Source organism: Gordonia sp. L191 (assembly GCF_030077625.1).
GTDB lineage: Bacteria > Actinomycetota > Actinomycetes > Mycobacteriales > Mycobacteriaceae > Gordonia > Gordonia polyisoprenivorans_A.
The window spans coordinates 1128851-1153558 of record NZ_CP125996.1 but is presented as its reverse complement, the minus strand read 5'-3'; the positions used below and the strand labels follow the sequence as shown (position 1 = coordinate 1153558).

Below are 24708 nucleotides of genomic sequence, written 5' to 3'. Positions count from 1 at the left end.
GCGGTCGGCGGGAGGAAGAGCGCTGTCGACGAGAAAGAGAGCGCTGTCGGCAGGAGGAAGAGCGCTGTCGGCGAGATAGAGGGCGCCGTCGGCGAGAAAGAGGGCGCTGTCGGCGAGATAGAGGGCGCCGTCGGCGAGAGCACGACGACCCCGCCTCCCGGTGAGGGAGACGGGGTCGTTGTGAGGTGTTGTGCCGCCGGTGAAGTCACCGGCGGGAAGTCACCAGCTCGACTTCTGCACGCCCGGCAGCTCGCCGGCGTGTGCCATTTCGCGCAGGCACACGCGGCACAGGCCGAACTTGCGGTACACCGAGTGCGGGCGACCGCACTTGTTGCACCGGGTGTAGGCGCGCACGGCGAACTTCGGCTTCTTGTTGGCCTTGTTGATCAGAGCCTTCTTGGCCATCTCAGTTGTCCTTCGCGTTGTTGTCCTTGAACGGGAAGCCCAGCGCGCGAAGCAGTGCGCGGCCTTCGTCGTCCGTGGTGGCCGAGGTGACGACGGTGATGTCCATACCGCGCGGCCGGTCGATGTTGTCGATGTTGATCTCGTGGAACATCGACTGCTCGTTGAGACCGAAGGTGTAGTTGCCGTTGCCGTCGAACTGACGGTCGCTCAGACCGCGGAAGTCGCGGATACGGGGCAGCGCGATCGACACGAGACGGTCGAGGAACTCCCACATCCGGTCGCCGCGCAGGGTCACGCGGGCACCGATCGGCATGCCCTCGCGCAGCTTGAACTGTGCGATGGACTTGCGGGCGCGACGGATCTCCGGCTTCTGGCCGGTGATCAGCGCGAGGTCGGCGACTGCGCCGTTGATGAGCTTGGCGTCGCGGGCGGCGTCACCGACACCCATGTTCACCACGACCTTGACCACGCCGGGGATCTGCATGACGTTGGCGTAGTCGAATTCTTTGTTCAGCGCGTCCTTGATCTCGGCACGGTAGCGCTGCTTCAGCCGAGGCTGGACCTTTTCAGTGGTGGTCATCTCAGATGTCCTTCCCGGTCTTGCGCGAGATCCGGACCTTCTTGCCGGTCTCCTCGTCGACGCGGTAGCCGACGCGGGTCGGGTTGCCGTCGGAGTCCACGACCATCACGTTCGACACGTGGATGGGGGCTTCCTGCGTGACGATGCCGCCCGAGGCCGCGCCACGCTCGTTGGCCGAGGCGGCGGTGTGCTTCTTGATACGGTTCACGCCCTCGACGAGGACACGCTCACGCTGCGGGTAGGCCTCGATGACCTTGCCCTTGGCGCCCTTGTCCTTGCCCGAGATGACGATCACGGTGTCACCCTTGTGCACCTTCATGTCAGATCACCTCCGGTGCCAGCGACACGATCTTCATGAACTTCTTCTCACGCAGCTCGCGGCCGACCGGGCCGAAGATGCGGGTACCGCGGGGGTCGCTCTCACCCTTGAGGATGACGGCGGCGTTCTCGTCGAAACGGATGTAGCTTCCGTCCGGACGGCGGCGCTCCTTGGTAGTGCGCACGATGACCGCCTTGACGACCTCGCCCTTCTTGATGTTGCCACCGGGGATGGCGTCCTTGACAGTGGCGACAATGGTGTCACCGATGCCGGCGTAGCGCCGCGACGAGCCGCCCAGCACGCGGATGCACAAGATTTCCTTGGCTCCCGTGTTATCGGCGACCCGCAGGCGAGACTCCTGCTGAATCATTCGATTCTCTCCTTGACCTGGATGTCGTCGACACGTCCGAACAGCGTGCGCCGATCAGACGTATCTGTGCGCCGGATTTCCGACCCGACGCACACGGCCTGTTGCCATCGGACACACGCCTGCCTGGGCTTTTCCGCCGTAAGCGGGCCTTCCCAGTGGGTTCACGAGCCGATTCGCGGCGCTCACGCACCGCAGGCAACCCGTCCAGTGTAGGTGAAACCGCAGGTGGGAACCAAATCCTCGGCGCTGCCCGTACCCGCGGAGCGTGCGATGGGGTTTCGTCGGCCGGGCATCCGGGCAATGCCTGGCCCGGGCGTCGGGGGCGTGGGGACCACCGGCAGTGACGGGGAACACACGATCTCACGCGATCTGGACCCATCTACGCCCATCTGCCGCCCGAAGTCCCTGCCGAGCCACACCCGGCACCGCACCGACTCCGGTTCACGCCAAGGAGGCACCTCATGAGTGTTGACGACCTGACCATCGAACTCACCGACACCGATGGCGCCATTCCGATGACGGCGGCGCAGCGCGGCATCTACTACGCGCAGCTCCTCGAACCCGAGGTGCCGATGTCGGTTGCCGCATTTGCCGAGTTCCACGACGCCGTCGACGCCGACCTCATGTGCCGCGCGGTCGCTGCCACCTCTGTCGAGACCGAGTCCGGTCTGATCACCCTGGTCTCCCCCGACGCCGTAGGCCACGCCGGCGAATCCGGAGACGGTGAGCCGCAAGACGGGGAGCCCCAGGTCCTGGTCGATCACACCCGCACCATTCCGCTGCACCGCCGCGACTTCTCCGCCGCCGACGATCCGCGCGCGGCCGCGTTGGCCTGGATCGACGAGCACCGCTCGCAGCCGACCGACCTGTTCTCCGACCCACTACTCGAGACCTACCTGCTCGAACTCGGCCCCCGACACAGCGTCTGGTACTGCTGGGGGCACCATCTGGCCTTCGACGGCTACGCGGCGATGTACATGATGCTGCGCGTCGCGGCGCATTACACCGCACTGGCCACCGGTTCCGACGTACCGCCCGCGAACACCGCGACGATGGCACAGGTCGCCGAATTCGACCGGGACTGGCGCGAATCGCCCAATTTCGATGCTGCTCTGCAGTATTGGAATTCGCGTCTGCATGACGAGTCCGGCGCCCCAGCGGAGATCACCTCGCTGTCGACCGGATCGGCGCCGGCCGCTCCGGTGGCGACGGTGCGCCCGGCGATCCTCGACGCCGACCTGATCGCCGCCATCCGCGAGGTCGCCGAACGCCATCATGTGAAGGTGGCGTCGGTCATCACCGCCGCGGTCTCGGCCTACCTCGCCAAACTCAACAACCGCACCGAGGCGATGACCTCGCTGCCGGTGGCGTGCCGCGACAACGACCTGTTGCGCACCTCGGCGGGTCTGACGTCCAACGTCATCCCGATCCGAGTCGGGCTCGGCGCCGACGACACCCCGCGCAGCATCGCCGATCTCATCCGGGCCACCAACGACGACGTCCGGGCGGCGTTGCGCCATCAGCGTTTCCGCCACGAGGACATCACCGGTCGGGTGCTGGACTCGCCGTCGGGACGGCGCGGCTTCTTCGGCCCGATGATCAACGTGATGCTGTTCTTCGAGCACATCGATTTCGCCACTCTCCGAGGCGAATTGAACGTCCTGTCGACCGGGCCCGTCGAGGATGCCTCGATCAACGTCTACGACGGATTCACCGGCGGGATGCGACTCGATCTCGAGGCGAACCCGAACCTGTACTCCCCCGAGGAGATCGAAACCCATCACCGTCGGATCATCGACTTCCTCGAGCGGTTCGTCCGGTCCGACGCCGGCCTGCCGATCACCTCTCTGCCGCTGCCCGGAATCGATGAACAGAGCCGGATCGACGTCGCATCACACGGCGACTCGGTCGATCTCGGCGACGAAACGGTCCTCGACCTGCTCGACGAGGCGGTGCGCACCCACACCGGGCACACCCGTTCGGGAGGCACCGCGATCGTCGACGCCACCTCCGGCGAAGCACTCGATCTGGCCGACTTCACCGCACTCGCACAGCACATCGCCGACGCTCTGGCCGCGCGCGGTATCGGACCGGAGTCGGTGGTCGGTGTCGCATTACCACGCGGTGTGGAGCAGGTCGTCGCGCTGCACGCGGTGATGCGGGCCGGTGCCGCATTCCTGCCGATCGATCCGGGCGAACCGGCCGAGCGACTCGCTCACATCGTCGCCACCGCCGACCCCACCGCGATCATCGTGGACTCCGACGGACCGGCACTGCCCACAGCAGCGGCCACCCTGACCGTGTCCGAATTGTTCACTGCTCCCATCGATTCGGCAACCATCGAGAACGCGCCCGCCGAATCCGGCATCCGCCCGTCGCGTCCGCTGCCCGATCAGCCGGCCTACGTGTTGTTCACCTCCGGGTCGACCGGCATGCCCAAGGGCGTCACGATCACCCACCGCGCGCTGGCCAACCGCCTGCGCTGGACGCAGGACCGCTACCGGCTCGCCCCCGGCGACCGGGTGCTGCAGAAGACCCCCGCCACCTTCGACGTGTCGGTGTGGGAGTTCTTCTGGCCGTTCATCTCCGGGTCGGCATTGGTCGTGCCGACCCCCGACGGGCATCGCGATCCCTGGTATCTGCGTGAGGTGATCGACCGTCACGCGATCACCACCGTGCACTTCGTGCCGTCCATGCTGGCGGCCTTCGCCGAGACTCTCGGCACCGAACATGACACGGCAACAAGCACTCTGGGTAGCCTGCGGCGGATCATCACCAGTGGCGAGGCGCTGACCCCGGCCACCGTGGCCGCCACCGCACGCGTCACCGACGCACCGATCCACAACCTCTACGGCCCGACCGAGGCCGCGATCGACGTCACCCACCACGACCACTGCCGCGCCGACGACACCGTGACCCCCATCGGCACCCCGGTCTGGAACACCGACGCGATCGTCCTCGATCATCGCCTGTGCCCGCAGCCGGTGGGCGCAATCGGCGAACTCTATCTGGGCGGACCGCAGTTGGCCCGGGGATACGCCGCCCGAGCGGACCTGACGGCGTCGCGATTCATCGCCGCCGCCGACGGCCGACGCCTCTACCGCACCGGAGATCTCGTCCGTCGACGCACCGACGGCGCCCTGGAATACCTGGGCCGCAGCGACTCCCAGGTCAAGATCCGCGGCCAGCGGGTCGAACTCGGTGAGATCGAAACGGTGCTCGCGCAACTCGACGGTGTGTCCTCGGCAGCGGTGGCATTGCGCGATGACGTCGTCGACGGTGACGTCGTGCTCGTCGGATATCTGTGCGGTGACCGTCTCGATTCCCGCGACCTGCGCGGCGAACTCGCGCAACGACTCCCCGCCCACATGGTGCCCACCACCCTCATGCTCCTCGAACACATGCCGACCACCGCCAACGGCAAGCTGGATCGTCGTGCCCTCCCGGTACCCGAACGCGCCGACTCCGGTGCGCACGTCGAGCCGGTCGGGGCGACCGAACACCTCGTCGCCGATCTCGTCGGCGAGGTCCTCGGGCGCTCGTCGATGTCGATGTCGGACAACTTCTTCGACGCTGGCGGCAACTCGCTGTCGGCGACGCGTGTCGCGGCGCGACTGTCCCGCGCCACCGGGCGCCGTGTCGGTATCCGCGACATCTTCGACTCCGCCGATCTGCGCGCATTGGCCACCGTCGTCGACGACACCGCGCTCCATGCGGCACCGGACTCCACCCGGTGGCACTCCCCCAGCGGTCCGGTTCCGCTGTCCCCCGCCCAGCATCGGCTGTGGCTGACCGACCGGCTCGGTTCCACCGACTCGGCCAACTACCACATCCCGTTCTCGGTTCGTCTCGTCGGCCAACTCGACGTCGACGCTCTGCACGCGGCTCTCGTCGACGTCATCGCCCGCCACGAACCGCTGCGCAGCACGGTGACCGAGATCGACGGCACCGCCTGCATCGAGGTGCACGACGCCGCCGACGTCGACGTCGATCTGACCGTCACCGAGACCGACAGGGCCGTGAGCGATCTCGAGTTCGCCGGCGCCCCCTTCGATCTCGCCCACGACATCCCGCTGCGTGCCCGTCTGGTCCGGGCCGGTTCCGACGATCACCGTCTGACGATCGTCATCCACCACATCGCCGCCGATGGGTGGTCGCTGACGCCGCTGGCCGACGACCTCGCGACCGCGTACCGCAGTCGCGCGGCCGGGCATGCCCCCGAGTGGGAGCCGCTCGGGGTGTCCTACTCGCAATTCAGCGCCACGCAGCACGCGGCCATGGAAAGCTCTTCCGCTGCAGATGATCTCGAATTCTGGCGGGCGACGCTGGCCGATGCACCCACCGAAACCGAATTGCCCGTCGACCGCCCCCGACCCCGCGAATACGATTCGCGCGGCGCCACCGTGAGCGCCTGGCTGCCCGCGCACGCGCACGCCGCCCTGCACGCCGCCGCCGAATCCCGCGGCGCGAGCACCTTCATGGCGCTGCACGCGTTGGTGGCCGCGTTGCTGCGCACCGGGTCCTCCCACGACGATCTGGTGATCGGTACGCCGGTCGCCGGTCGCGGCGACGCCGACCTCGACCATCTCATCGGCATGTTCGTCAACACCGTTCCGCTGCGCACCCGCGTGGACAAGCACCTCGGATTCGATGCCCTGCTCGACACCGTCCGGACCGTCGATCTCGATGCGTTCGACCACGCCGAGTTGCCCTTCGACAGGATCGTCACCGAGCTCAATCCGACCCGCGCCGCGGGCCATCACCCGTTCTTCTCGGTGTCGGTCGCTCTCGAGGACGCGATCACCGGCGGTCACGGCGCCGGCCGCGACGGCGCGGACGCGATCGATCTCGACTTCGCCGATCTGTCGGCCACCGCCTCGCGGATCGACGTCGGCCACACCAAGTTCGATCTGCAGTTCACCTTCACCGAGCGGCACGCCGCCGACGGCACTCCGGCCGGGCTCTCGCTCGAGATCGGTTATGCGACCGCACTGTTCGATGCGACGACCATCACCTCGCTGGCCACCCGACTGCGCCGCATCCTCGAGGCAGTCGTGGCCGACCCGGCACGCCCCATCGGCGACATCACCCTCCTCGATCCCGCCGAGCGTCTCGGCCTCGTCCCGGCCGTTGGCATCGCCGGACGTCCCGGCGAACATCTCACCGACCTCCTCGCCGAGGCCGTGCGCGCCGAACCGGACCGCATCGCGGTGCGCGACGCGACCGCCGCCCTGACCTACCGTGAGCTCGACCGTCGGGCCAACCGGCTCGCGCGCGAGTTGCTCGATCTCGGAGCCGGCCCCGAGTGCTTCGTCGCGGTCGCCCTGCCCCGCGGGGTCGACACGATCACCGCGGTGTGGGCGATCACGCGAACCGGAGCGGCGTGGGTGCCCGTCGACCCGAACTATCCGAGCGAGCGGATCGCCTACATGATCGACGACTCGCAAGCCGTTCTGCTGCTGACCGATTCGGCGTCGGCACCGGCGATGAGCGGCATCACCGGCGATCGGCGCGTCGTCGTTCTCGACAAGGCCGACGGCTGGACCGGGCATGACGACGCACCCATCACCGCCGGCGAACGACCCGCACCGCTGTCGGTCGATCACCCCGCGTACCTGATCTACACCTCCGGCACGACCGGCACCCCGAAGGGCGTCGTGGTGAGTCACCGGGGGCTGGCCGACTTCGCGGCGCATCAGGTGGTGCACTTCGGGTTGACCGCCCGGTCACGCACACTGCACCTCGCCTCGCCGAGTTTCGACGCCTCGGTCCTGGAGATGCTGATGGCGATCGCGGCGGCAGCGACCATGCACATCGCTCCGCCGGGACTCGTCGGCGGACGCGAACTCGCCGAACTGATCAACGACCGCGGCATCACCCACGCCTTCCTCACGCCGTCTCTGCTGTCCACCATGGGTCCCGACGACGTGCCGGGTCTGCACGCGCTGGTGATCGGCGGAGAACACCCCAATCCCGAGGCGGTGCGCGACTGGTCGCGGGGCCCGGCCCTGTTCAACGCGTATGGCCCGACCGAGACAACGGTGGTGGCCACCGTCTCCGAGCAGATCACGCCGATGGATTCGACGATCACCATCGGACGACCCATCCGTGGGATCGCCGCGATGGTCCTCGACGAGCGGCTGCAGCCGGTCACACCCGGCACGGTCGGCGAGTTGTACATCGCCGGACCGCATCTCGCCCGCGGCTATCACGGTATTCGGCCGCTGACCTCGAAGCGCTTCATCGCCAACCCCTTCGGTGCACCCGGCGACCGGATGTACCGGACCGGCGATCTGGTGCGGTGGACCGCCGAGCACGAGCTGGAGTTCCGTGGGCGTACCGACGATCAGACCAAGATCCGTGGGCACCGTATCGAACTCGGCGAGATCGACGCGGTACTGACCGCCGACGACGCCGTCGCCTCCGCGGTCACGATCACCAGCGGCTCGGGTGAGAGCGCGAGCATCGTCGCGTTCGTCACGCTCGACGGCGACGTCGATCCCGCCGCGGCACTCGCGGGCGTCTCCGACCGCATCCGCGATCACCTTCCCGCGCACATGGTTCCGCGCAGTATCGTCGCCCTGTCGGCGATCCCGACCACCCCGATCGGCAAGATCGATCGCCGCGCGCTCGCCGACCCCGAGACCGTCGCCGCCCGCAAGGTCGGCGAGATCGGTTCGGACACCGGTGAATACGTCGCGCCCGTCGGTGCCGCCGAACGCATGGTGGCGCAGGTGATCGCCGAGCGGTTGCAACTCGACCCGGCGAGCGTGGGTCGCGATCACGACTTCTTCGAGCTCGGCGGCAACTCGCTGCTGGCCACCCACCTCGCCGGCGCGCTGGAACAGCTCGGCGGGCGTCGTATCGAGGTCCGCGAGGTGTTCGCCCATCCCACCGTGGCCGGTCTGGCGCGGCTGGCGGGCGAGGTCGGCGAGGTCGGCGAGGTCGACCCGACACCGGGTACGGCACCCGCCCCGCAGTCCGACGACGGTCCCGTCGTTCCCGGGCCGGCGCAGCAACAGCTGTGGTTCCTGAACCGTCTCGGCGCCGATGATCCCGACGCCGACACCGCCTCGTACACGATCGCCTTCGCCCTCGATCTGCGCGGTGACCTCGCCGTGGACGCGCTCCGGGAAGCGTTGCGCCACGCGGTCGATCGTCACGAGCCGCTGCGCACCATCTATCCCGACGTCGACGGGCGGCCCGAGTTGCGGGTCCTCGACACCGACGATGCCGCCGTCGATCTCGCGCTCGAGCACACCACCGCCGAGCTGTGGCCGCAGGCGGCCCGCGCGTTGGCGCGGCAACCGTTCGATCTGACCCGCGACACCCCGCTGCGGGTCGCATTGCACCGGATCGATTCGCCCACGGGCGACTCCGATCATCACAAGCTGACCGTCGTCGTGCACCATATTGCTGCCGACGGCTGGTCGATGGCGCCGCTCGCGAACGACATCGCCGGCGCCTATGCGCGGATTCGCGACGGTCGATCATCGTCGCAACCGCCTCTCCGGGTCGGCTACCGCGACCATCTGCGGTGGCAGGCCCGGGGTCTCGGCGTCGATCCCGGCGCGGTCGTCCACCCGCGCCGGATCGACGACCGGGACAGTCGCCTCGCGACGCTCGCCGACTGGTGGGAGGACACCCTCTCGGGCATGGATCACACCCCGGTCCTCGCCCCGGATGCCGCACCGGCACACAATGATTCGGCCGGCGATCGGCAGGACTCCACCCCGGATGCCGCCGGTGTCGTCCGCGTCGACTTCGGCCGCGACATCCGTGACCGGCTGCGCGGGCTCGCCGGTGACCACGTCACCGAGTTCACGCTCCTGCACACCTTGCTGGCCGCGACGCTGCGGCATCACGACGCGCGACCCGAGGTGCAGATCGACGGCGCCGTTTCCGACGTCGTGATCGGCACACCGGTGTCGGGCCGCACCGATCCCCGGCTCGCCGACATCGTGGGGATGTTCGTCAACTCGGTGGTGCTGCGCACCCCGGTCGACGGGCAGCAGAGTTTCGGCCGGTTGCTCGATGAGGTGCGTGATCGTGATCTCGATGCACTCGTGCACGCCGACATGCCCTTCGAGTACCTCGTGGCCCGGATCAACCCGCCGCGCACCGGCCGTCATCCGTTGTTCTCGATCGCGCTGGCCGCCGACGCGTCGGTGCGCGACGGCGCCACCGAACTACCACTGCCGCAGCTGCCCGGACTCGAGGTGTCGGCCGAGGAGGTCGAGACCGGCTCGGCCCGTTTCGATCTCGAGATCCGGCTGCGCTCGGACACCCTCGTCTGCACCTATGCCACCGACGTCTATTCGCGCGCTCGCGTGGAGTCGGTCGCCCGCGATCTGGTGGCGCTGGCACACGCCATCCTCGACGATCCCGATCGGCCCCTCGACGACGTGCTGCCTTCCCGAGCCGCCCAGGTCCGGATCCCCGACCACGAGCCCCCGGCGCCGCGTCACCTCGCCGACTTCCTGGAGACCGCGGCCGTCGAGCACCCCGATACCATCGCCATCGACGACGGAACCGCTGCGCTGACCTATCGTGAGCTCCTCACGCGCGCCGAACGGTGGGCCTCACACCTGCGCGATCTCGGCATCGGTACCGACGACGTCGTCGCCGTCGCCCTGCCACGATCGGTCGACTCGGTGACCGCCACCTGGGCCGTCGCGCTGGCCGGCGGCGCGGTGTTGCCGATCGATCCGCGCCATCCCGACGAGCGGATCGCCCACATGCTCACCGATTCCGTTGCGCTGCTGGGGATCACCTCCGATACCCGCCTGGGCACCCTGCCGCATCCGGTGTGGTGGGTCGACACCGTGTCCCTCGATGCGTGGCCGCGGCACTTCGCCTCCCCGCGGACCCCGGAAGAGGAATTGCGGGCGGCGGCGCTCGCCGAATCCAGCGCCGACCGACACCCCGACAGCGCCGCGTACGTCATCTACACCTCCGGCTCGACCGGCACACCCAAGGGCGTCATCGTGCCGCACGCCGGCCTCGCCGCGTTCAGCTCCTCGCAGCGCGACCGGTACGGCGTCGAACCCGGCGCTCGCACATTACATTTCGCCTCCCCAAGCTTCGACGCGTCGATGCTCGAGCTGCTCCTGGCCGTCGACGCCGGCGCGACCATGGTGATCGCGCCCACCGACATCGTCGGTGGTGACGAGCTGGTGGACTTCCTTGCCGCCGAATCGATCACGCATGCGTTCATCACCCCGGCCGCCCTGGCCACGGCCCGTCACCGCGAACTGCCGAATCTGGTGACGTTGGCCGTCGGTGGCGAGGCGACCACCGCCGAGCAGGTGTCGCTCTGGGCCCCGGGCCGCCGCATGATCAACTGCTACGGGCCGACCGAGACCACCATCGTCGCCACCATGTCGGCGCCGCTGGAGCCGGGCGCCGAGATCTCGATCGGCACACCGGTGGCCGGTACCATCGCGCTCGTCCTGGATCACCGCCTGCGCCCGGTACCCGACGAGTGCCCGGGCGAGTTGTATCTCATCTCGCCGGGGGTCGCCCGCGGCTACCTGCACCGCAGCGCCCTGAGCGCCGCACGCTTCGTCGCCGCCCCGGACCTACCCGGTGTGCCGGCCGGCACACCGATGTATCGCACCGGCGACGTGGTGCACCAGCGAGGCGACGGTTCGCTGATCTTCCACGGCCGCAGCGACAATCAGGTCAAGGTGCGGGGATTCCGCATCGAACTCGACGAGGTGGGCGCGGCGCTCGCGGCGCATCCGGCCGTCGACTTCGCCGCGGCAGCGGTCGGTGGCACCGGTGCCGATGCGGCACTCCTCGGATACGTCCGGCTCGCGGCGGTCGACTCCGCGGCGGTCGATTCCGCTGCCCCCACCCCAGCCGACCTGCGCGCCTTCGTGTCTCGCACACTGCCATCACACATGGTGCCGGCAACGGTGATCGTGATCGACGAGATCCCGCTGACACCCAATGGCAAACTCGACCGCAAGGCCCTGCTCGCCATGGAGCGCGCGGCGACGGTACCCGCCGACGAGCCCGCGACCGCCGCTCGACAGACGCGCTCTCCGCTCGCGCTCGTCGCCGAGACCATCGCCGGGGTACTCGACGTCGATCCCGCCGAGGTCGACGCCGACGCCGACTTCTTCGGTCTGGGCGGCACCTCCCTGCAGGCCACCACCGTCATCAGCCGCCTCAACCGGCGCCACGACGGCCCGGCACTGCGGGTTCGTGACCTGTTCGATCACCCACGAATCGGTGATCTCGCGGCGCTGGTGAATCCCTCTGACGCACAGCCGGTCCCGGCACCCGAGAGCACCGGACGGCCCACCGTGTCACGGCCTGCACAGGTACCGGCGGCACCGGTGCAACGCGGACTGTGGTCGATCGCCCGCGCCAACCCGGCATCGACGGACTACCTGATCCCGCTGGCGATCCGGCTCGACGGCCGCGTCGACCTCGATGCACTGCGCGGAGCCCTCACCGACCTGGTGACCAAGCACGTCTCCCTACGGACCGTGTTCCCCGCGCTCAACTCCGCACCGCACGGAGTGGTCCTCGAGCACGGCCACGAGGTGATCGGTGATCTCGCCGTACAGACCGTCGGTGATATGCCCGCAGCGATCGCCGAGCGCCTCTCCCGGCCCATCGACCCGGTGTCGCAGGCCCCTATGCGGGTACATCTGCTGGCGCCGTCGCCGGACCCGGGAAACGCGGACCAGGACAGCGCTCATGTGCTGCTGCTGGTGATCCACCACATCGCCGCCGACGGTGCGTCGCTGCCCGTCCTGGCCGCCGATCTCGCCGCCGCGTACGCCGAGCGTCTCGCCGGCCGTACCGACGCCTGGCCCGAACCCGACGTCGACTACCGCGACTATGCGATCCGCGCGGCCGCACTCGACCGCGATGATCTCGCGTATTGGTCCGAGCTGCATGCCGATTCGCCCACCGAGACCGCCGTGCCCGCCACCCGCGCGGGCGCAGCCGGTGAGGCCCGCTCCGGCGGCGCGGGCACCGTCACGGTGCCGATCGACGACACCCTGCGCAGCGACCTCGTCGCCTGGGCGCGGGAGAACGCCACCACCGGATTCACGGTGCTGCACACCGCACTGGCGATTCTGCTGCACCGGCTCGGCGTCGGCGACGACCTGGTGATCGGCAGTCCGGTCGCCAATCGGTCCGGCCCCAACGACGACGGTCCCGCCATGGACTGCACCGGCATGGTCGGTATGTTCGTCAACACCCTCGCCCTGCGCACCCGGGTACGGGCCGACGACACGATTGCCGCGGTGCTCGAGCGCGTCCGCGATGCCGATCTGTCGGCCCTCGACCGCCGCGACACCCCCTTCGACGAGGTGGTCGAGGCGGTGAACCCGGACCGCAGGCCCGGACGCCATCCGCTGTTCCAGATCGCGCTGTCGGTCCACGATTTCGGCGACGGACTCCTGGGAACGGCGTGGCCGCTCTCCGATGAACTCACCGGCGAGGTCCTCGACATCGGTGCTGCGGCAGCCAAGTTTGATCTCCAGTTCACCGTGACCGGACTCGCGCCCCGCACCGCGCCGAGTTCGTCGGCGCCCGGCGCGATGCTCGAGGTGACCTTCGATCGCACCCGCTACGGCCACGCCGACACCGAGATCCTCGCCACCCGTCTGCTGCGGGTCGTGCGGGCCATGATCACCGACGCCGACCGCCCGATCGGCGATGTGCGGATCACCGATCCGCTCGAGGTCGCCGAGGTCAGCCCGGCGCGCGGCCCCGAATCGGCGCCGACGCTCACCCTCGGCTCGCTGTTCGACGAGGCGGTCCGTCGCAATCCGGACGGCTGTGCCGCGGTGGCCGAGAATGCCGACGGCACCGAGGAATCGCTCACCTACGCCGAGCTGGACGCCCGCGCCAATCGGCTCGCCCGGGTGATCCTCGGACGCGATCTCGGCGACACCGAGCCGGTGATCGCGATGGCGATCCCCCGCTCGATCGACGCGCTCGTCGCCATCTGGGCGATCGTGCGTTCGGGTGCCGCCTATGTGCCGATCGACCCGACCTACCCGGCCGACCGGATCGCGCACATGCTCGCCGATTCCGGTGCCGTGCTGGTGCTCACCCGCTCCGATGTCGCCGAGCGGATCGGCGACACCGTGCCCACGGTGATCGTCGACTCGACTGCCACCCGGTCACGACTCGGCCGCAGCGCACCCACACCGATCAGCGACCGCGAACGAATCCCGGTACACCGCACCGATGCCCTGGCCTACGTCATCTACACCTCGGGGTCAACCGGGCGACCCAAGGGCGTGTTGGTCCCGCATTCGGGACTGCGTGCGGTCCACGACGAACTGCACTCCCGCATGGCGCCCGACACCGACTCCCGGGTCCTGCATTTCGCCTCCCCGAGTTTCGACGCCTCGGTACTGGAATTCCTGCTGGCGGCATCGGGATCGGCTGCGCTGGTGATCGTTCCGCCGGACCTCTACGGCGGCACGGCTCTGGCCGAGTTCATCGACCGGCATCGCGTCAGCCACGCGTTCATCACACCCGCGGCGGTGGCGAGCATGGATCCGGCGTCGGTCCCGACCCTGTCGCACCTGGCCATCGGCGGTGAGGCCTACGGCCCCGACCTGGTCCGTCGCTGGGCACCCGATCGCACCGTGCTCAACGTGTACGGCCCCACCGAGACGACGATCATCGTCACCGGCAGTGAACCGCTTGCGGCGCAGGCCGATCCGAACGAGGTCGGCGCCCTGACCATCGGCACACCCAACAACGGTGTAGCCGCGATGGTCCTGGATTCGCGCCTGCATCCGGTGCCGACCGGGGTGATGGGTGAGCTGTATCTGCTCGGTGATCAGGTGACCCGCGGATATCACCGCAGGCCCGCGCTGACCGCGCAGCGGTATCTGCCGGTCCCGATGGTCGCGGGCCCGGACTGGGCCGGCGCCCGCATGTACCGCACCGGCGATCTGGTCGCGCGGGACGAGCTCGGACGTCTGCGCTACGTCGGCCGGTCGGACAACCAGGTGCAGCTGCGGGGCTTCCGCGTCGAACTGGGCGAGATCGACGACGCCCTGTGTGACGATCCGACAGTCGATTTCGCCGTCACCGTATTGGTGGAGGACACCGCATCGGAGTCGGGATCGGCGGTCTCGGCCGGCCTGCATTCCTACGTCTGCGCGGCCGACGGCGCCATGATCGACCCGGCGGCGTTGACCCGGCAGGTCGCGAGCCGGCTGCCGCGACACATGGTCCCGGCGAGTATCACCGTTCTCGACGAGATCCCGCTGACGCCGGTCGGCAAGCTCGATCGCGCGGCGTTGCCACGACCGGCACGCACCGCCGAACCCGGTCGCGCACCCCGGCCCGGCGCAGAAACCCTTGTCGCGTCGACCTTCGCCGACATCCTGGGGATCGCGCCGTCCGCGGTGCACGCCGACGACGGGTTCTTCGACCTCGGCGGCAACTCGTTGTCGGCGACCGAGGTGACCGCGCGGCTGTCCGCGGCGACCGGTCGCGACGTCCGGGTCAACGACCTGTTCGCGGCGCCGACGCCCGCGGAACTCGCTGCCGTTCTGGGCGATTCCGCGAGCACGACGACCACCGGCACCTCCGGGCCGGAGTCCGACGACCGCGATCGGGCACCGTCGGCGATGGCGACGGTGTTGCCGCTGCGTCGTCGACGCACCGCCGACGGCCCGGCCCCGCTGTTCGTGATCCATCCGGCGATCGGCCTGTCGTGGAGCTTCTCCTCGCTGCTGACCCATCTACCCGCCGACCGCCCGGTCTACGGTCTGCAACATCCGGCGCTGAGCGGCGGCGTGTCGCCGGACTCGGTGGGCGCGTTGGCAGCTCACTACGTCGAGCAGATCCGGACGATCCACCCCGACGGTCCGTACCATCTGCTCGGGTGGTCGCTGGGCGGTCTCATCGCACACGAGATGGCGGTGCAACTCACCGAGGCCGGCGAGAAGGTGGGCCAGTTGATGTTGCTCGACGCCTTCGTCGTCGCACAACGTCCGGATCTGGACACCACCCCCGATCTCGGTGCGCTGCTCGCCGAATTCGGTATCCGCCCCGAGCACTCCGGTGAGCTGACCACCGAACGCGCGTGGGAGACGGTGGTGGCCGCGGGCGGACCACTGGCCTCACTCGACGTCGACGAGTTCGCCGCGGTGCACCGGGTCTTCGTCGATGCCTCGCGACTCGCCGAGACCTGGCATCCGCGCCGGTACGACGGTGACGCGGTGTTCGTCTCGGCGACCGCCGACACGCCGCCGGGGCCACCGGCGATCGCCGGATGGACCCGTGCGCTGCGCGGCCACGTCCACGAGGTCCGGCTGAACTGCTCGCACGCCCGAATGTTGCAGGGCGAGAACGTACCCGGGTTCGCCCGGGCCATCGCAGAGGCCTGATGCGGCGGCCACCACCGCCATCGGTCGAGAGTCCACACGAATCACACGAGATGGGAGCATCACGATGACCAACCCGTTCGACGACACCGACGGGGTCTTCTCCGTCCTGGTCAACCACGAGAACCAGCATTCGCTGTGGCCGGATTTCGCGCCGATCCCGCAGGGATGGCAGCAGGTCTACGGGCCCGACGGACACGACGCCTGCCTGGCCTACGTCGAGGACCACTGGCACGACATGCGGCCGGCGAGCCTGATCGCCGCGATGGGTGAGGCGCCCGACGCCCACCGAACCGGGAGGATCCAGGATGGGACGGCATAGCATGGCCGGCGGATTCGACCCCGACCTCAGTTCCTCACATCCCGGCGCGACCGACCCGATCACCGAGCGCCTGCCCACCACCGGCTCGGCTCCGGCGCTGGAATTGACCGGTGTGACAAAGACATTCAGCTCCGGTCCGTTCGGGCGCGGACGAAAGGTGCGGGCCCTCGACGGCCTCGATCTGACCGTGCCCGCCGGGACGGTCCACGCGCTGCTCGGCCCCAACGGTGCGGGCAAGACGACGACCGTCCGCGCCGTCGCGACACTGATGCGCCCGGATTCCGGCTCGGTGAAGGTGTGCGGCCTCGACGCGCTCGCCGACCCGGGGGCCGTCCGCGACATCATCGGGGTGTCGGGCCAGTACGCCGCCGTCGACGGGACGCTCACCGGCTTCGAGAACCTACGCATGGTCGCCCAGCTCTACGGACATTCGCGCCGCGACGCGAGCGAGCGGGCACGCGCACTGATCAACGATCTGGATCTCGACGCCGCGGCCGATCGTCCGATGCGCACCTACTCCGGCGGTATGCGACGTCGCCTCGACCTCGCTGGTGCGCTCATCAACGATCCGAAACTGATCATCCTCGACGAGCCCACCACCGGTCTCGACCCCCGCGGCCGGCGCCAGATCTGGGAGGTCATCGGCGAGCAGGTCGCCACCGGGACGACGGTGCTGCTGACCACCCAGTACCTCGAGGAGGCCGACGAACTCGCCGACCGGATCACCGTGATCGATCACGGCACGATCCGCGCCCAGGGCACCGCGACCGAGCTCAAGGAGACCACCGCACCGGCGATCCTCACCGTCGAGGTCGCCCCGCATCACGATCGGCACGATCGCGGCAGCGGCACCGCCACCGAGGTCATCGCGACCACGCTGGCCGAGGTCGGACTCGGCATGCCCGAGCGGATCGACGACGTGCGCTGGTCGGTACCGGTTGCCGGCGGAACGCGCAGTGCGGTCGCCGCGGTACGGATCTGCGGCGAGTTCGGGATCGAGATCGTCGACGCCTCGGTGAGCACCCCCACCCTCGACGACGTCTTCCTCCGGCTGACCGGTCGCGTCGCCGCCGACCCGCCGGCAAGCGAGGACCCACAACGATTGGAGCCCAGCGATGTTCGCTGACACCGCAGTCCTGGTCGAACGAAACCTGCTGACCGTCAAACGCATCCCGACCCTGCTGCTCTCGGCGACCGTGCAGCCGTTGATGTTCGTGGTGCTCTTCGCCTACGTCTTCGGCGCCACCCTCGGCGGAGCCCCCTACCGGGAGTTCCTGATGGCCGGCATCTTCACCCAGACCGTCGTGTTCAACGCCGCCTTCACCACCGTCGGCCTGGCCGGTGACATGTCCGGGGGCATCGTCGATCGCCTCCGGTCGCTGCCGATGTCACGCATCGGGGTGATCGCCGCACGTGTCGGTTCGGACATGCTGCTCGGCGCCATCGGACTCGCGGTCATGGTCGCCAGTGGTCTGGCCATCGGCTGGCGGGTCCGCGGCAGCGCCGGCGACGCGGTGATCGCGTTCGCCGTGATCGCGTTGTTCGCCCTGGCGATGGCCTGGATCGGCGCGGTCAGCGGCTTGGCGGCACCGAATGTGGAAGTGGCTCAGAGCATCGGGTTCCTGTGGATGTTCCCGGTGACGTTCCTCTCGAGTGCGTTCATCTCCGCGCAGAGCCTGCCGGGGCCGCTGCGCGCGATCGCCGAATGGAATCCGGTGACCGCGGTGGCGACGATGGCACGCGAGAAGTTCGGCAACAGTGCGCCGCCGGATTTCCCGGCCCCGTCCGGATGGGTCGCCGACCACGCCCTGGGGTACTCGATCGGCGCCAGCCTGGTGATCCTCGCGGTGTGCGTGCCGGTGTCGTTGCTGCTCTACCGCCGTTCGACGAGTCGGTAACGACTCATGATCAATCGACAGGGATCGTGACACCATGCTGATCGGACATGTCTACCGTGGAGGGGTGCCACCCTCCACCGATGACACGTCGCCGCCACACCGCGAGCCCGACACCCACGAGCGCCGCGGATTCACCGACGCGCCTCGCCATGACCTTTCCTTCGCCGACGATTCCGATACCTCGATGCGCGCGCTGCTCGAGGCGTCGGCACTCGGCGACCGGGCATCCTTCGCCCGGCTCTACGACCTGACCAACGCCCGGATCTACGGTCTGGTGCTACGCGTGATCCGGGATGCCAACTATGCCGAGGAGGTCGTCCAGGAGGCGTACCTGCAGTACTGGCAGAAGGCGTCAACCTATCGGCCCGAACGCGGGTCGGTGATCACCTGGATGATGACCATCGCCCACCGGCGTGCGATCGACCGGGTGCGTACCGAGGATCTGCAACGACGCCGGGTCACCGAGGCCGGCGTGGCGCAGGCATCGGTCTCCGATCCCCTGCCGCTCGAGGTGGTCGTCGACCGTGAGGAAACCCGGACGTTGCGGACCTGTCTCGACGATCTCACCGAACTGCAGCGCTCCAGCATCGAGATGTCCTACTTCAACGGCCTGACCTATCCCGAGGTGGCCGCCCGGACCGACACCCCACTGCCGACCATCAAGTCGCGCATGCGGGACGGGCTGCGGCGGCTGCGTGACTGCCTGCGAGGACGCGGCCATGCCTGACACCGAGTGGCTCGACGACCACGTCGAATTGTTCGCCATCCACGCCCTCGAGGGCGCCGAGGCCGACCGATTCGTCGACGAGTACAACGGGCTGACCCCGTTGGAGCGCACCATCTACGACGGCCGCATCGACGAAATCCACACCACCATGGCCGATTTCGCCGCCGGCTACGCCTTGGCGGCGCGACCGGAACTGCGCGATCGCGTCCTCGATCACGTCTTCTCCGCGCCCGCCGACACCACCGGACCGGCCGTCTCTGCACAGGCGTCGTCCTCCGCGGGATCGCCGTCGTCGAGCCCGACCTCCTCGATTTCGACTCCGGCGAGCACCGATACCGGTCGGCACACGGCGGTGTCGCCGGTCGCCGGGAAGGACAACCCCGCGTACGCGGCAACCGGTCCGCCCGCTCCGGAAACCCCGACGCCGGAAGGTCCGGACGAGGGCCGGGTCATCGACCTGGCCGCGCGTCGGCGCAGACGAGCCGCAGCCCTGGCCGCCGCGGCGGTCGTCGTGGGCGTGGCGCTCGGTGCCGGTGTGCTCGTCGGACGACAGACGGCTCCGCAGCCGGCGCCGACGACGACGACGGCCGATCGCAACGTCCTCGACGTCCTGCAGGCACCGGATGCGGTGGTCTCGGTCGCCCGGCTGGCCGACGATCACGGAGCGATGTCGGTGGTGGCGTCGCGGACCCAGAATCGGGCCGTGGCGGTGCTACGCGATCAGCGCACCCCGCTGCCCTCGAATCGCACCTACCAGCTGTGGCTGGTCGGCGGCGCGAACGCGCAGCCCGCGTCGGCGGGCCTCGTTCCGGGTTCCGCGGCGAGCGATCCCTTGCTCATCGAACGCATCGACAACTCTCAGGTTCTGGCCGTCACCATCGAGCCGGAGGGCGGATCACCGCAGCCGACGACCGACATCCTCGGGCAGGTGTCACTGTGATTCCCGTCCGAGCCGACGTGCTACCCGGTTGACGACGACGACCCCCGGACGCCATCGGCGCGCGGGAGTCGTCGTCGGTCTCGGGTGTACCGGGATTTCAGGACGTTGCGGGACTCACCAGTCCTCGAGGCGGGTGATGCCGTCCTGCAGCGCGCGTGCCAGCAGATGGGTCTTCGTCGGCGCGGGGCGACCGACGGCCGCATACTTCGCCCGGATACGGGCCAGGTGGGTGCTCACGGTCGATGCCGCGATGAACAGTTGATCGGCGGCCTCGTCCTTCGATTCCGCTGCCAACCAGGCGAGAAGCACCTCGATCTCGCGCGGAGAGAGCACCGGACGCCGGATCGGCGCGGGCGCGGGCCCGGCGCTGGGCATGACCGGGCGAATCGGCGGCCGGACCGGTGCGAGCGGGCGCATCCGCAGATGCGAGCCCGGCGCGACCGGCGGTCGATAGTCGGCGATACGGGCCACCGAGGCGCGGGCGTCGCAGGGGTGACCGACCGGATGTCCGGGGGCCGGAAGGGGCATGGTGTCCGAGATATCGGAATGCGCGGTCGTCACCGTTGGTCCTCGTTCGCTGTCAGGTACCACGGCTCACGCGCGTGGATCGCGCTCGCCGTTCGCACTGGGGTCGATCAACTTTCACAGAGAATGTTAAGGCTGCGTTCAGCAACCGAATAGTCCCAACATGGGGGACGTCGTTTGCAGATGCAAGGATTAAGCGATTCGTCAATCCGTGATCTCGGTACGATCCCGGATCTCGGGTTCGCCACTCGCCCGGTAGTCCAGACGTCGCGCACCGTCATCCGTGCGCACCACGATCGTGCCGATCGGGTCGCGGCCGAGGGGATGGATGCGGACCGTCACCGTGTCGCCGGGTGCCAGTGATCGCACCAGGTCCACCAGAGCGGCCCGCAGCCCGGCGATGCCCGAATCCCGGGAGGAGTCGACGAGCCCGTGCGCGCCGGGTGCGGCGGATCCGCCGTCGTCGAGCAGCGTCACCCCGACGCCTCGCTCGCGTGCGGACCACACGGCCTCGACGACCTCACCGACGTCGAGGGCCGGCGCCCGGATCCCGTCACGCAGCCGCGCCTCCACCAGCCGGCACCGAAATCGCTCGCCCTCGCTGAGCAACCGCCCCGAGGCGATCATCTCGAGCAGCTCCCGTGCCTGCTCGTCGAGTCGTGCGAGTTGTCGCACACGCTCGGCGGCAGTTGCCGCCACCGCCGCCGCGTGGCCGGCCTCTCGTACGGTCTGTGCGCGCAGCGCGTAGATCTCGCGCGCTGCGGGGCGGATGATGGCGGCGAACAGCATCGCCATCAACAGCACTGCAACACTGGCGATCTCGGTGCTCGCCCAGATCATCGGCATGCCGGTGGGAACACCTGCGGCGACCGACACCGCAACGCTGGCCACGAACGCCGACCAGGCCGCCACGACTCGACCCCGGACGCACAGGAAGGCGGCCAGCGCCGATACGCAGCCGGTGAGGACACCGAACGCGACGGCCGGCGGTCGGGCGCAGGAGAGGACCCCGAGGCCGATGACCACCGACGGCGCCGTCGCGACGACCGCGGTGGCGAGCGGGCCGATGGGGTCACCGGGGGCGAGGGTGAGCGCCGCGACGGCGGCGAGCAACACCAGGTAGGCGAGCGCGAACAGCGGCCAGTTGCCCACGCCGCCCGATCCGTATCCGGCGGCGAGAAGCCCTGCGCCGGTGAACCATCCGACGACGACGAATGCCTTCGGCGACTGCAGGCCAAACAGCGTCGAGGCGTCGTTGCGCGGCGGTTGCCGCAGCACGGAGGCGAGGGTGATGCTCATTCGCGCCACCACACCCCCACCGCGGTGCCGTGTCCGGGGCGCTGCGCACCCGCGAGCCGCCCCCCGGGGATCGAGGCCATCCGCAGCCGGATGCTCACCTCGATACCGAGACGCTCGGACGGGACCGATCCGACGTCGAATCCCCGACCGTCGTCGATCACGGTCGCGTGTAGGTGTCCCGGTCCGAACTCGACGTAGACCGCGCACTCGGCGTCGGCTCCCGCGTGCCGCCGACTGTTGCGCACCGACTCGCCGATGGCCTCGGCGATCGCGGCGACCGCCTCTCCCGGGTACCGCGAATCGTCGACGTCGCCGGCGTCGGTGATCATCACCGGCACCGCATCCGACACGGCGGAGACCCCGGCGCGCAGCCGGGCCGCCGCGGGGTCACGGGCCAGATCGTCGTCGACAGACGTTGCAGGCGAGTCGAGTTGGGCGAGGGCATGGCCGGCCTGCAGCGCCAGCCGGTGGTCGGCGACGCCGTGGCGGGCGGCCAGGAGTGTGGCGATGACATGGTCGTGGACCAGGGCGTCGAAGCGGGCACGTTCGACATCACGGGCGGTGGCCGCGGCGGTGCTGGCGGTAACCGCCAGCGCCGCCTCGCGTGCGGTGTCCAGGGATCGGCCGGTGCGGCGGATCATCGACGAGGCCACCAGGAAAATCGACGAATAGGCCACGCCCCACACGATCTGCGGCACGACACCCCACTCCAGCACCCCGGATCGGCCGAGATTGGTGATCGCGGTCGACGCCGCGCTGCACGCCAGCAGATGCACCGCGCTGACCGACAGCGGCCATACCAGAACGATCGCCAGCGACGGCAGACCGCCGAAGCTCATCAGCCAGGTGACCTGGTCCACCTCGACAGCCACACCGTCCCAGGCCACGAGCCACAGCGCGATGGCACTCAGGTATCCGGTCGAGGTGAGGTACGCCAGTGCGGTCAGCGTACATTGATCGAGCGACCGCCGAAAACTGTAGAGGAACAGCAGGATTCCGGGGACGAATGCGGCGACGATCGCCACCGGGGTGTACCAGGCCGCGACGAAATGCGCGGTGGGCGCGAATTCTCCGGCCGACACCGCGAAGTACGCGAGGAAGCCACCGCCGACGAACTGCGCCATGAGCCGCTGAATCCGGGCCTCGCGTGGCCCCATCGCCGTCATCGTGGCGGCTCGGTCTCGTCGCCGTCGCCACGTCGCGGCATCGGCAGCCATCCGTCCTCGATCGCACGCTTGTAGAGGTCGATCTTGGTGCGGGTCGGACGCCCGGCGTCGGCGTACTTGGCGCGGATGCGCTTGAGGTACTCGTTGACCGTCTCCGCGGTGACCCCGAGCACCGCACCGACGCCCGCGGAGGTCTCCCCCGACGCGTACAGCGCGAGCACCCGCTGCAGTTGGGGACTGAGATCGACGGCGGCGAGCTCCGGATCGCCGTCGAGCGCGGCGGCCCATTCGGTGGTCAGCACGGCGCGGCCCTGTCCCGCATCGCGTAGCGCCCCGCGGATCTCGTCCTCCGACGCCGACTTGAGCACCACCCCGAGCGCACCAGCCTTCGCGGCCGATCGCAACAGCGCCGGATGCTCCCCGGAGGTGTAGACCACGGTGCCGATCCCGGCCTCACGGAGCCGAGCGACGTTCTGCCGAGGGGTGGTGCCGTCGTCGAGACGCAGGTCGAGCAGCACCACGTCGAGCGGCTCGCCCGTGGCGAGCACCTCGTCGACCGTCGCCGCCGCCCACACCAATTCCAGATCGGGTTCGCCCTCCAGGATCCGCTCGACACCCCAGATCGGCGAGCGGTGGTCGTCGACCATGCCGACCCGCAACACACCGTCGCCTCGCATCGCGCACCGACCTCCCGATTGTCACCACCGACGAATCCCTCAGGTGTCAGATACCACGCACATATCCGATCGGCGCTGCTCGTGGCGCTGAGAGATGGCGTTTTTCATCCGATCAGGTGGCTCGATCCCGGCGTCGTCGCGCGGCTCACCGCGTAGTATCACCGCGACGGAAAAAGTAGAACATGTTCTAGAACCGACTCACGGCGAGGCGAGGAACCAACGATGACGCACCCTTCCCGACATGAGGTCCTGGGCTCGACGGTGACGATGCCGGTCGAGATCCGGCGCGCACGCTGCTTCGTCGCGGGGTTCACCGCCGACGCGAGGGCGATGCAGACCGCGATCGTCGCCGCCGGCGACACCCGTGGCGCGCTGGCACCGCTGCGGATACGTCGCGACCGGGGTATGTGCATGCTCGTCTTCGTCGACTACATCGACGGCGACCTCGGGCCCTACAACGAATTCGGGGTGTGCTTCCTCGTCGATCCGACCACGACCGACGACGCCCCCGGCGACTCCAGGGCCGGCGGTTCCTGGTCCGGGTTGCGGTCGCTGTTCGCCGGCGACGCCCGAGCCTTGATCCACCGGCTGCCGGTCGACGGTGAGTTCACCCTCGCCGCCGGACGCGGGATCTGGGGATTCCCGAAGATTCTCGCCGACTTCGACGTCGACCACGAGTCGACGACCCGGCACGGCCGGGTGAGCGTCGACGGTCGGCTGATCGCCGACCTCACCGTCAAGCCGGGCATACCGATGCCCGCATCCTCGGTGGAGACCACGCTGCATGCGTACTCGCAGCTCGACGGCACGCCGCGGATGACGCCGTGGCGACTGCGGTCGATCACCGGCACCCGGACCCGGCTCGGCGGTGCCCGCCTGCACCTCGGCGACCACGAGATCGCCGACGAACTGCGCGCTCTCCGCTTGTCGCGGCACGCGCTCATGACGACGTCGGTGCGCAGCCTCGCCATGACCTTCGACGACGCCGAGGTCGTCTGAGCAACAACCACGAGCGGGGTGACTCCGTGAGCCGGGGACCCGACGGATCGAATCCGTAGACTGGCGGGGTCGTCCCAGCCCCGGTCGCCGACAGCCG

15 protein-coding genes are annotated in these 24708 nt (G+C 69.3%); 7 read left to right on the top strand and 8 right to left on the bottom strand.

Going from position 1 to position 24708, the window contains the following annotated elements; genetic code table 11:
• Window positions 1-219: 219 nt before the first annotated feature.
• Genes QNM97_RS05035 through rplN form a run of 4 tightly spaced genes read right to left on the bottom strand, consistent with a single transcriptional unit; the run spans window position 220 to window position 1674 of the window.
• Window positions 220-405 (bottom strand): type Z 30S ribosomal protein S14, encoded by a 186-nt coding sequence (locus QNM97_RS05035; protein ID WP_006370432.1) that lies wholly within the window; start codon window positions 403-405, stop codon window positions 220-222.
• 1 nt (window position 406) lies between these two features.
• Window positions 407-985, bottom strand: a complete 579-nt coding sequence (gene rplE / locus QNM97_RS05030) for a 50S ribosomal protein L5 (protein WP_006370433.1) — start codon at window positions 983-985, stop codon at window positions 407-409.
• Between the two features lies 1 nt (window position 986).
• Window positions 987-1304 carry a 50S ribosomal protein L24 gene (gene rplX / locus QNM97_RS05025; RefSeq protein WP_006370434.1) on the bottom strand — a complete coding sequence of 106 codons (318 nt, stop codon included), beginning with the start codon at window positions 1302-1304 and terminating at the stop codon, window positions 987-989.
• Between the two features lies 1 nt (window position 1305).
• Window positions 1306-1674 carry a 50S ribosomal protein L14 gene (gene rplN, locus QNM97_RS05020; RefSeq protein WP_006370435.1) on the bottom strand — a complete coding sequence of 123 codons (369 nt, stop codon included), beginning with the start codon at window positions 1672-1674 and terminating at the stop codon, window positions 1306-1308.
• A 461-nt stretch (window positions 1675-2135) separates the two neighbouring features.
• Here rplN and QNM97_RS05015 point away from each other — a divergent pair, with 461 nt between their 5' ends.
• The 6 genes from QNM97_RS05015 (at window position 2136) to QNM97_RS04990 (ending at window position 19945) form a co-directional block, all read left to right on the top strand.
• Window positions 2136-16061 carry a non-ribosomal peptide synthetase gene (locus QNM97_RS05015; RefSeq protein ID WP_283821851.1) on the top strand — a complete coding sequence of 4642 codons (13926 nt, stop codon included), beginning with the start codon at window positions 2136-2138 and terminating at the stop codon, window positions 16059-16061.
• Between the two features lie 64 nt (window positions 16062-16125).
• Window positions 16126-16380 carry an MbtH family protein gene (locus tag QNM97_RS05010; RefSeq protein WP_208792150.1) on the top strand — a complete coding sequence of 85 codons (255 nt, stop codon included), beginning with the start codon at window positions 16126-16128 and terminating at the stop codon, window positions 16378-16380.
• A gap of 1 nt (window position 16381) precedes the next feature.
• On the top strand, window positions 16382-17506 hold the full coding sequence (locus tag QNM97_RS05005; RefSeq protein ID WP_208796271.1) for an ABC transporter ATP-binding protein: 1125 nt from the start codon (window positions 16382-16384) through the stop codon (window positions 17504-17506).
• Entirely contained in the window at window positions 17496-18278 is a 783-nt protein-coding gene (locus tag QNM97_RS05000) for an ABC transporter permease (RefSeq protein WP_006370439.1), read from the top strand. The genes QNM97_RS05005 and QNM97_RS05000 overlap by 11 nt, the downstream gene beginning before the upstream one ends.
• Window positions 18279-18312: 34 nt before the next feature.
• Window positions 18313-19005, top strand: a complete 693-nt coding sequence (locus QNM97_RS04995) for a sigma-70 family RNA polymerase sigma factor (RefSeq protein WP_283821850.1) — start codon at window positions 18313-18315, stop codon at window positions 19003-19005.
• Window positions 18998-19945, top strand: a complete 948-nt coding sequence (locus QNM97_RS04990) for an anti-sigma factor (protein ID WP_283821849.1) — start codon at window positions 18998-19000, stop codon at window positions 19943-19945. The genes QNM97_RS04995 and QNM97_RS04990 overlap by 8 nt, the downstream gene beginning before the upstream one ends.
• Before the next feature lie 114 nt (window positions 19946-20059).
• Here the strand turns inward: QNM97_RS04990 and QNM97_RS04985 are convergent, their stop codons facing one another.
• The 4 genes from QNM97_RS04985 to QNM97_RS04970 form a co-directional block, all read right to left on the bottom strand.
• Window positions 20060-20506, bottom strand: a complete 447-nt coding sequence (locus QNM97_RS04985; protein ID WP_349632349.1) for a response regulator transcription factor — start codon at window positions 20504-20506, stop codon at window positions 20060-20062.
• A 168-nt stretch (window positions 20507-20674) separates the two neighbouring features.
• Window positions 20675-21769 carry a DUF8320 family protein gene (locus QNM97_RS04980; protein ID WP_283821848.1) on the bottom strand — a complete coding sequence of 365 codons (1095 nt, stop codon included), beginning with the start codon at window positions 21767-21769 and terminating at the stop codon, window positions 20675-20677.
• A complete protein-coding gene (locus QNM97_RS04975; protein WP_283821847.1) occupies window positions 21766-22926 on the bottom strand; it encodes a sensor histidine kinase in 1161 nt (386 codons plus the stop codon). Before QNM97_RS04975 ends, QNM97_RS04980 begins: the two co-directional genes overlap by 4 nt.
• Window positions 22927-22931: 5 nt before the next feature.
• A complete protein-coding gene (locus QNM97_RS04970; RefSeq protein ID WP_283821846.1) occupies window positions 22932-23612 on the bottom strand; it encodes a helix-turn-helix transcriptional regulator in 681 nt (226 codons plus the stop codon).
• Window positions 23613-23834: 222 nt separating this feature from the next.
• Between QNM97_RS04970 and QNM97_RS04965 the strand changes: the two genes are divergently transcribed.
• Window positions 23835-24611 (top strand): acetoacetate decarboxylase family protein, encoded by a 777-nt coding sequence (locus QNM97_RS04965; RefSeq protein ID WP_283821845.1) that lies wholly within the window; start codon window positions 23835-23837, stop codon window positions 24609-24611.
• Window positions 24612-24708: the final 97 nt, after the last annotated feature.